Annotated in this window: 9 protein-coding genes; 5 read left to right on the top strand and 4 right to left on the bottom strand. The window is 65.7% G+C overall.

All coding sequences use genetic code 11. The features are described from left to right. On the bottom strand, positions 1–675 hold a 675-nt coding region (locus tag B3446_RS11090), incomplete at its 3' end, for a carbon-nitrogen hydrolase family protein (protein ID WP_291380928.1). 79 nt (positions 676–754) lie between these two features. Beyond that, positions 755–1,357 (bottom strand): HutD family protein, encoded by a 603-nt coding sequence (locus B3446_RS11095; protein ID WP_291380930.1) that lies wholly within the window; start codon positions 1,355–1,357, stop codon positions 755–757. Between the two features lie 171 nt (positions 1,358–1,528). On the opposite strand from B3446_RS11095, the gene B3446_RS11100 reads away from it, so the two are divergent. Together B3446_RS11100 and B3446_RS11105 are read left to right on the top strand one after the other, a co-directional pair. Next, positions 1,529–1,819: a metal/formaldehyde-sensitive transcriptional repressor gene (locus B3446_RS11100; RefSeq protein WP_175123774.1), complete on the top strand. Its 291-nt coding sequence runs from the start codon at positions 1,529–1,531 to the stop codon at positions 1,817–1,819. Between the two features lie 23 nt (positions 1,820–1,842). Next, positions 1,843–2,952: an S-(hydroxymethyl)glutathione dehydrogenase/class III alcohol dehydrogenase gene (locus B3446_RS11105; protein WP_056319378.1), complete on the top strand. Its 1,110-nt coding sequence runs from the start codon at positions 1,843–1,845 to the stop codon at positions 2,950–2,952. Here B3446_RS11105 and B3446_RS11110 read toward each other — a convergent pair. Both B3446_RS11110 and B3446_RS11115 read right to left on the bottom strand, forming a co-directional pair. Beyond that, positions 2,891–4,066 (bottom strand): glycosyltransferase family 4 protein, encoded by a 1,176-nt coding sequence (locus B3446_RS11110; RefSeq protein WP_291380933.1) that lies wholly within the window; start codon positions 4,064–4,066, stop codon positions 2,891–2,893. The two genes, B3446_RS11105 and B3446_RS11110, sit on opposite strands and share 62 nt — an antisense overlap. Beyond that, positions 4,063–5,064: a hypothetical protein gene (locus B3446_RS11115; RefSeq protein WP_191576411.1), complete on the bottom strand. Its 1,002-nt coding sequence runs from the start codon at positions 5,062–5,064 to the stop codon at positions 4,063–4,065. The genes B3446_RS11110 and B3446_RS11115 overlap by 4 nt, the downstream gene beginning before the upstream one ends. A 338-nt stretch (positions 5,065–5,402) precedes the next feature. Between B3446_RS11115 and B3446_RS11120 the strand changes: the two genes are divergently transcribed. The 3 genes from B3446_RS11120 to B3446_RS11130 all read left to right on the top strand — a co-directional run bounded on the left by B3446_RS11120 (position 5,403) and on the right by B3446_RS11130 (position 9,165). After that, positions 5,403–6,512, top strand: a complete 1,110-nt coding sequence (locus B3446_RS11120) for a YcjF family protein (RefSeq protein ID WP_291380936.1) — start codon at positions 5,403–5,405, stop codon at positions 6,510–6,512. A gap of 182 nt (positions 6,513–6,694) precedes the next feature. Continuing rightward, on the top strand, positions 6,695–8,782 hold the full coding sequence (locus tag B3446_RS11125; protein WP_291380938.1) for a putative bifunctional diguanylate cyclase/phosphodiesterase: 2,088 nt from the start codon (positions 6,695–6,697) through the stop codon (positions 8,780–8,782). 170 nt (positions 8,783–8,952) lie between these two features. Next, positions 8,953–9,165 (top strand): DUF1059 domain-containing protein, encoded by a 213-nt coding sequence (locus B3446_RS11130; protein WP_056565214.1) that lies wholly within the window; start codon positions 8,953–8,955, stop codon positions 9,163–9,165. Positions 9,166–9,210: the final 45 nt, after the last annotated feature.

Below are 9,210 nucleotides of genomic sequence, written 5' to 3' on the forward strand. Positions count from 1 at the left end.
GCTTTGCGCTCGGGGTTCGCGGCCCGGTTCGCAAGCACACGCCCCGCCCCCGAACCCCCTCCCCTCGGGCGTGCGCCCGGCACGGTTGGAACTGACGACATAGCAGCCGGACACTAGCGCGGCCATGGCGCCGGCGGTCAGCCAGCGACCCCGCGACGCGCCGCTGGCGCGCGGCACGACGATCAGCTCGGCCCCGTCGCGGCCATAGCGGCGCGCGCGTTCGTTGAACATCAGCTCGGTGCAGAGCAGCACGCCGACACGGAGGCCGCCCACGTCGGCGACCTCGAATCCGTCGCGCGCGCTGTGGAACCACGTTGCCTCGAAAAAGCCCGGCTCCTGCGGAAAGTACTGCTTGTGATGCAGCGCCGCATAGCGCCCGTCCTGCAATGCGAAGGCTTCATTGGCCAGACGCTCGCCGGCAAACACGGGGCGGGACGACACGATCGCGGGCACGTTCAGCGCCGCCAACGCGGCAAGACCCGCCTCGTGCGTGCGCACGGACTCGGCGGCCAGCGCGGCTTCATAGGTCGGCAACGCGGCCAGCCAGGGGCCGAACGGCATTTCGTTGGTGACGAGCAGGTCGGGCGCCAATTCGTGGATGCGATCGGCGATGCCTTCCCAGTTCGCGCCTTCCGGCATCAGCCCGGCCGGGCCCTCCATCATGCAGATCCGCATCCCCGCTCCTGTCATGTCGCGCTGTTTACGTGCTGTTGCCGTGGCTTTGACGCGTTGCTTTCCCTCAACGCCGCGCGCGTCAGACCGCGCGCGGCGTCAGTTCAATGACGCACGCGTCAATACCGTGTTCGGCGCTCAGGCAATACCGGCCCAGCCCGTCGTGCCCTTCGGCGTGCAGGCAATCGTAGCGCGAGGCCAGCCGATGCTGCGCGCCGTCCAGATCAACCGTCAGATCAGCGCCGGTATTGAACACCAGCACGCTGCGCGCGCTGCTGTGAAACACCCAGGGTTCTGCGCCGCGCACCCATTGCAGACGGGCGTGCCACCGGTCGGGCGCGTAGATCAGATTGAAGTCGCGGATGGGGCCGTCGAGCAGGCGGCACGCCACCTGTGAATCCCCGGAAAACGCATATGGGATGCGCGGCGCCAAAGGCGGCTGGCGCTGCCCGTCCACCGTCAGCTCGATGCCGCGGCCTTCCAGCACGGTGATGATCCGCTGATATCCGCCAAAGGCAGAAAAACCGCCATCCTGCGCGACGTCGGCCAGCGAGAGACGCCAGCCGAACGACGCGGTATGGCCGCCCGGATTGCAGGCGACTTCCTGGGTCGTGCCGCCGCCGTTGCGCCAAGGCATGCGGGGATAGTCCGCGGCCCGGTACAGCCGCACGTCGGAGGGAATCATGGCCACGGATATTCCTGTTGGGTCGGGCGGAAGACAGGCGAAATTATAGGTGGCCGATGCGGGGGGCCGAAGCGGCTGACCGATGCAGGCAACGGCATCGGCGCACGCTCCGCCTGGACGCGCCGCCCCGAAATCCGTATACTCCCCCCCTGTATCGAATCGGAGCCTGCCGTGCCGCACTCCCCAGAAGAAAAGAAACGCGTTGTCACGCGCCTGCGCCGCATTCAGGGGCAGGCGTTAGCATTGGAACGCGCGGTGAACGAAGGCACGGAATGCGGCGCGCTGCTGCAGCAGCTGGCGGCGCTGCGCGGCGCCACAAACGGCCTGATGGCCGAAGTGCTGGAAAGCCATCTGCGGGAAACCTTCCTGCAGTCTACTCAGGCAAATCCGCCCGACCCCAGGCCCGAGACCGAATCGCAGATCGATGACCTCATGCGCATCGTCCGTTCCTATCTGAAATAACCCCATCTACGTGGAGCATCGCTATGAAATCACGCGCAGCAGTCGCATTCGGCCCCGGCAAGCCCCTGGAAATCGTTGAAATCGACGTCGCGCCGCCGCAGCGCGGTGAAGTGCTGGTGCAGATCACGCACACGGGCGTCTGCCACACGGACGCCTTCACGCTGAGCGGCGACGATCCCGAAGGCCTGTTCCCCGCCGTGCTGGGTCACGAAGGCGCGGGCGTGGTGGTGGAAGTGGGCGAAGGCGTGACGTCGCTGAAACCCGGCGACCACGTCATTCCGCTCTACACGGCCGAATGCCGCGAGTGCAAATTCTGCCTGTCGGGCAAGACCAACCTGTGCCAGAAGGTGCGCGCCACGCAGGGCAAGGGCGTCATGCCGGACGGCACCTCGCGCTTCAGCTACGAAGGCAAGCCGCTTTATCACTACATGGGCTGCTCGACGTTCAGCGAATACACCGTCGTCAACGAAATCTCGCTGGCCAAGATCAACCCGGCCGCCCCGCATGAAAAGGTCTGCCTGCTGGGTTGCGGCGTGACCACCGGCATCGGCGCGGTGCACAACACCGCCAAGGTCAAGGAAGGCGACACCGTTGCGGTGTTCGGACTGGGCGGCATCGGTCTGGCGGTCATTCAGGGCGCGGTGCAGGCCAAGGCCGGCCGCATCATCGCTGTGGACACCAACCCCAACAAGTTCGTGCTGGCCAGCGCCATGGGCGCGACCGACTGCATCAATCCCAAGGACTACGACAAGCCCATCCAGGAAGTCATCGTCGAACTGACCGACGGCGGCGTGGACTTCTCGTTCGAATGCATCGGCAACGTGCACGTGATGCGCGCCGCGCTGGAATGCTGCCACAAGGGCTGGGGTGAAAGCATCATCATCGGCGTGGCCGGCGCCGGTCAGGAAATCAGCACGCGTCCGTTCCAGCTGGTGACGGGCCGCGTGTGGCGCGGCTCAGCGTTCGGCGGCGTCAAGGGCCGCACGCAGCTGCCGGGCATGGTCGAAGACGCAATGAGCGGCAAGATCGACCTCGATCCCTTCGTCACGCACACGCTGCCCCTGGACCGTATCAACGAAGCCTTCGATCTGATGCATGAAGGTAAGTCGATCCGGACGGTGATCCACTACTGACGTAAGCGTTCTCGCGGTAGACGCGTTCGGTATTGCCGACGAAGGTCGCCAGCGAGAACTCCTTGAGCGCCGTGCTGCGCGCATCCACGCCCATGGCGTGCAGCACGCCGCGGTTCGCCAGGATGTCCGACAGCGTCCGGGCCACCGATTCCGGGGACCCGGGCGGCACGATCCAGCCATTGCGGCCCTCGGTGACATTTTCCGTGAGGCCGCCCACGCTCGACACGATGACCGGCTTGCCCGCGGCCATCATCTCGCGGCACGCGAACGAAATCGTCTCCAGCCGGGACGACAGCACAAACCCCACATCCAGCGCCGCCAGCACGGGCTCCACGTTGTCGAGCAGGCCGGTGAAGACCACCTGATCCTGCATGCCCAGCTCGGCCACCCGGTTGAGCATGTCATCGCCCGGCATCGCGCCAGCGATCAAAATGGCGACCTGGCTGCGCTGCCCGGCGGGCAGCAGGGACACGGCAGCCACCATGTCGATCCAGCTCTTGTAGTCCGCCGTGCCGGCATTGCTGCCGATCACCAGCCGGTCGCGCAGCGCGGGCGGCAGAAAACGCGCGCGCGCCTGCGCAGTTTCCGTGCGGCAGGCCGGACGGTATTTCTCGGTGTCCACGCCGTTGTGCACCACGCGCAGATCCTCGTTGCGGAACACCGACTGCTTCATGCGCCGGAATGTGTGGCTGCACACGCAGATGACGCGGTTGGTGCCCCACTTGGCGCGCAGGCGTACGCCCAGGCTGTTGGCATCGCGGTCGTTATGCTGCGTGTACACGATGAACGGGCGCTTGCGTCCCATGCCCATGGTGGCCAGCATGCAGAGCCGGTGATCGGCGGAACCGTTGACGTGGATGACGTCGAACTGTTCCTGGCGGACCAGGTTGCGCAGGCGGCGCAGCGCGGCAAGCTGTTCGAACAGCTTTCCCTTGAATTCGAGATCGACGGTGCGCAGACCGGGCAAGGCCTCGGCTTCGGCCAGCAGGCGGCTCTTGCGCGGCGCGCCGATCGTGACCTGCGATTTCTGGCACAGGATGCGGGCCAGCGACATCACGTACGTCGTGTGACCGCCGCCATCGCCCTGATGGAAATTGGTGTAGAGGATCTTCATGATTCGGGTCTCGTCGGCGGTTGCGGGGAAGGGTCTTCCAGCAAACAAGTCCAATGCCGTTTTTCAAATATGTCGTCGCCCAGCCGGCTCAGCAGCGACAGGTTGTAGACCTGGACACCTCGCGCCCGCAGCAGCTTGCCGGCCTGCCGGAACGCGGGTTCGATATGTCCCGCAAACTGGCGGTCCAGCGCGGTGGGCAACTGCGCGCCGGTGCTTTCGTAAAAGCGCGGGCCCGCGGTGGCCGTCAGGTCCAGCCCATGCAGGTACACCGTCCTGGCGCCCAGCCAGGCCAGCAGCTGCAACGCCGTATAGGCCACCGTTCCGCCGCCAAACAGGCCGCGGGCGGCATTCAGGCTGAAACCGTGCGCGTGCATCGGATGATGCGCATCGAACAGCACTAGTTCTTCGTCCGCGCGCAATTGCGCCTCCAGCGCCTCGGGTTGCGCGCGCGGCCGCTGCGCGCGCTGATGCACTTCCTCGAACAGCGCGATGCGGCAGCGAACCGCCCGATCGTCGAACAACAGCGCAATCCAGCGGTAGACCTCGGGCGTCACGAACAGCACCAGGTCCTGCGCCAGCACCTCGGCCACCAGGTCGCGGCGCTTCTTCACGAATCCCGCGTCCAGCATGGCGTAGTAGTCAAACCTCAGCCCCGGATGGCGGGCGCGAAGGGCGATCGAGCCATTCACGCCCATCACGGTACGCAAGCGGCATTGGGCGTAGTCGATCTGCGCGACGGAGGGGCCGCTGAGAATCAGGTGCGCATCGCCGCCGATGCCTCGCGGCAATTCGGCCAGCGGGAGGGTCTTTGGGCCGCGCACGCCATGCAGGTTGCAGCCGGTCAGACGCTCCGGTCCGTCGCGGCGCACGGTCACGAAGGGCCAAAGCGTTTCGTTATGACGCTCCGCCCTGGACCGCGTGTAGCGGTACAAGTAGCGCAGCCCCTTGGTCACGGGGCGCGAGCGCAGCAAGCGGGGGACGAGCGCAAGACGGTGCATGATGGTTGCGCGGGTACCGCGGCGTAGCCTTACAACGGCCTGATTCTACGCAGCGCCATTCGGGAAAGCGCGAGGGGATTATGTGAGATGTAACCCTTTGAAGACTTGGCCAATCCGCCCCCAAATATTCGAAAAGCGGCGTCTGCTGCGGCCCCTTTCTTTACGGCAAGAAAAAACCCCATTCCCCCCACGGGACGCCTGAGGGGCATGACGGACATGACTCGTGCCGATGGTGTCCCCCGTATGGACGACGCGTTAAGCGGCGATTACGTTTTGCGCCAAAGAAGTCGTCGTCTGATATTGTTCCGCCATCCTTCCTACGCTTTCCTCGTCCCCTCATGAGCGCCATCCGCCCCGACCACCCCGACCTGCAGGATGCCATCGCGGATGCCATCAGCACGGCCACGCGCGGCGCCGGCCGCGTCAACATCCTGGTTGCCGGCAAGACGGGCGTGGGCAAGAGCACGTTGCTCAACGCGGTATTCCGCGGCGATCTTGCCCGGACCGGCGCGGGCAAGCCCGTCACCCAGACCACGCAGGAATTTACCCGGCCGGGCCATCCACTCACGATCATCGACACGCGCGGCCTGGAGGTCGGCGACTACGAGCGGTCGCGCGCGCAGCTTGCCGAGCTGATCCAGGAACGCTCGGCATCCGACGACCAGGACCGGCACCTGCACGTGGCGTGGCTGTGCATCCAGGACAGCAGCCACCGCGTCGAGGACGCGGAAATCGAGCTGTGCGACATGCTGGACAAGGCCGGCATCCCTGTCGTGGCCGTGCTGACCAAGGCGCGCAAGAACAGTCCGTTCGTCGAAGAGGCCCGCAAGCTGTTGCCGCGCGCCCGGCAGGTCGTCGCCGTGCGCGCGTTGCCGGAATGGATCGAGGAACTGGACGCCGAATTGCCGCCCATGGGGCTGGACCGCCTGATCGAGGTGACGGCCGAACACGTGCCCGAGGCGCAGCAACGCGCCTACGCCAACGCGCTATCCACCCGCAACAAGAAGGCCCTGGAAGTAAAAAAAAAGCGGGCTGAGATCGAGGTGAACGTGGCTGCGGGCCTGGCCGCCTCTGCCGCCGCAGCACCCATTCCGTTCTCGGACGCCTTTGCGCTGGTGCCGATCCAGGTCGGCATGATCGCCAAGATCGGCATCACCTTCGGCATGGAACTGAACACCACCGCGATCACCACACTGGTCACGTCCACGCTGGGCGCATCGGCCGCCACGCTCATCGGCCGCTCGGTGGTCTCGGGCATGCTGAAGTTCATCCCGGGCGCGGGTAGCGCCGTCGGCGGCACCATCGCGGCCACCACCGCCGGCGCCATCACCAAGCTGCTGGGCAATGCCTACATCGCGGTGCTGCACGACTTCTGCCTGAAGAACCCCGGCAAGGACATCGACGTCGCCATGATCGCGCAGGCACTCAAGCAACGCGTCAAATTCTGATCGCGGGCCGATGCAATGAAATGCGTTTGTACGACACGATTCGATAGATTGGTCTTTTTCGTGACGGTAAGGTAAATATTGCCGGCTTCACGACGTAAATCCGTATAACCCCTAGTCCTTCAGGGCACATCCGCGCAGGCGCGTTGCCCCAACGCGGCCGGAGCGCGAGCCCGCCGCATCCAATGATCCTCGCCAATTCCGACGTCATGTACCGCCACCTGGTGCAAGGCGTCGTCGACTACGCCATCTACATGCTCAACCCGGATGGCACCGTCGCCAACTGGAACGCCGGCGCGCAGCGCGCCAAGGGCTACACCGCCGCAGAAATCGTCGGGCGCCACTTTTCCTGCTTCTACACCGAGGAAGACCAGGCACGCGGCGTTCCGCAGCGCGGCCTGGCCACCGCGCGCGAAACGGGCAAGTTCGAAGCCGAAGGCTGGCGCGTGCGCAAGGACGGCACGCTGTTCTGGGCGCACGTCATCATCGATGCCATCCACGACGACTCGGGCGCGCTGATCGGCTTTGCCAAGGTCACGCGCGACAACACCGAACGCCGCGAACGCGAACAGCAGCTGTTGAAGGCCAAGCAAATGGCCGAGCACTACAACAGCGAACTCACGTCCATGTCGACCTTCCTGCAGGCGGTGGTGTCGAACATCCCCTCCTGCGTACTGGTGCTGGATGCCGTGTCGCGCAAGTTCCTGCTGGCGAACCGGCAGGCCGAAGAAACGTTTGGCGGCAAGCCGGGCGGTTTGCAGGGCAAGACGGCGCAAGAAGCCCTGCCCGAACTGGTGTGCGCGTTCTTCGACCGCCTGACCAACGACGCGCTGCGTTCGGACGGCGCCATGCGCGAAGAGGAAGAAGAGCTGGCCACCGCGCGCGGCCCGCGCACACTGCATACCAAGACGCTGGCGTTTCACAGCAATGATCCGCGCTCGCGCTACGTGTTGCTGATCGCGGACGACGTCACCGACGAGAATGCGGCGCACGCGCAGGTGCGCTACATGGCGCATCACGACACGCTGACGGGCATGCCCAACCGCCGCCTGTTCCGCGACCGGCTGCTGAGCGCGCTGGGCGCCAGCCGCGAGCGGTCGACCGCGGTGCTGTGCCTGGATCTGGACAACTTCAAGAGCGTGAACGACACGCTGGGCCATCAATACGGCGACGAACTGCTGCGCCTGTTGGCCAAGCGCCTGCCAAAGCACCTGCGCGAACAGGACACGCTGGCGCGGCTGGGCGGCGACGAATTCGCCATCGTGCTGCCCAACATCGCCGAGCAGGACGACGTGCGCAAGCTGGCCGAGCGCCTGATCGAGGCGGTGCGCCAGCCGTTCGAGATCGCCGGGCACACCGTGCCCGTCAGCGTGAGCATCGGCATCGCCATCTCGGAATCGCAGGCGCTGTCGGCCGACCACCTGCTGCGCTACGCCGACATGGCGCTGTACGAGGCCAAGCGCAACGGCCGCAACTGCCTGGCGTTCTTCGAGCCTGAAATGGAAGCCGCCGCGCTGCGGCGCCACGAGGTCGAGATGGATCTGCGCCAGGCGATCATCTCGCATCAGCTGCAGCTCTATTACCAGCCCATCATGGACGTGAGCCACGTGCGCATCGTGGGCCGTGAGGCGCTGATGCGCTGGCAGCATCCGAAAAAGGGTCTGATCATGCCGCAGGACTTCATCCCCATCGCGGAAGAAACCGGCCTGATCCACGAACTGGGCGCCTTCACGCTGCACGAGGCCTGCGTCGAGGCCATGCGCTGGGACGACCACGAAACCGTGGCGGTCAACCTGTCGGCCAGTCAGTTCACCAACGGCGCGCTGGTGTCGCTGGTGGAGTCCGCGCTGTCCAAGTCCAGCCTGCCCGCGCGCCGGCTGGAACTGGAGATCACCGAATCGGTGCTGCTCACCAATTCCTCGGGCAACCTGGCCACGCTGCACCGCTTGAAGGAACTGGGCGTCAAGGTGGCGCTGGACGACTTCGGAACGGGTTATTCGTCGCTGGGTTACCTGCGCACCTTCGAGTTCGACAAGATCAAGATCGACAAGTCGTTCACGCAGGACGTCGAATCCAGCCGCGAGGCGCTGGCCATCATCCGCGCCATCAACGGCATCGGCCGAAGCCTGGACATTCCGACGACGGCCGAGGGTGTGGAAACACCGGCGCAGCTGGAACGCCTGACGGCGGAGGGCTGCTCGCACTTCCAGGGCTATCTGCTGGGTCGACCCGTCTCGCACGGCGACACCGCCGCCGATGCGGCGCCGGCGTGAAACGGACCCGGCGCGGCCCCTTGAAATAAGACGTCTGCGGCGCGCGCCGCAGACCTATACTTTGAAAACACCGGCCGCGATGCGACGCGCCATCGCGCCGGTGTGTTGCGCCTGGCGCGCCGGCTGTTCAAGCACGCAATGCCTTTGCAGGCATGCGCGGGGAGAGCCCCATGACACGCAAATACATCGATTGCCGCGAGTATCCGAGCGAGATGAACTGCTCGGTCGCCTTGTCCGCGGACTCGGACGAGGAATTGCTGGAAGCCGCGGTGCAGCACGCCACCACGGTGCACAAGCACGCTGACTCGCCCGAACTGCGCTCGCAGCTCAAGTCCCTGTTCCACAACGGCACGCCGCCCGCCGAAGCGCCCCGCCGAGGCTGACGGCAACGCCCGCGGGCGCGCCGGGCCGGCAATTTTCCGCCGGCT

The sequence above is a fragment of the Achromobacter sp. UBA5777 genome (genome assembly GCF_002418565.1).
GTDB classification, from domain to species: Bacteria; Pseudomonadota; Gammaproteobacteria; order Burkholderiales; family Burkholderiaceae_B; genus Achromobacter; species Achromobacter animicus.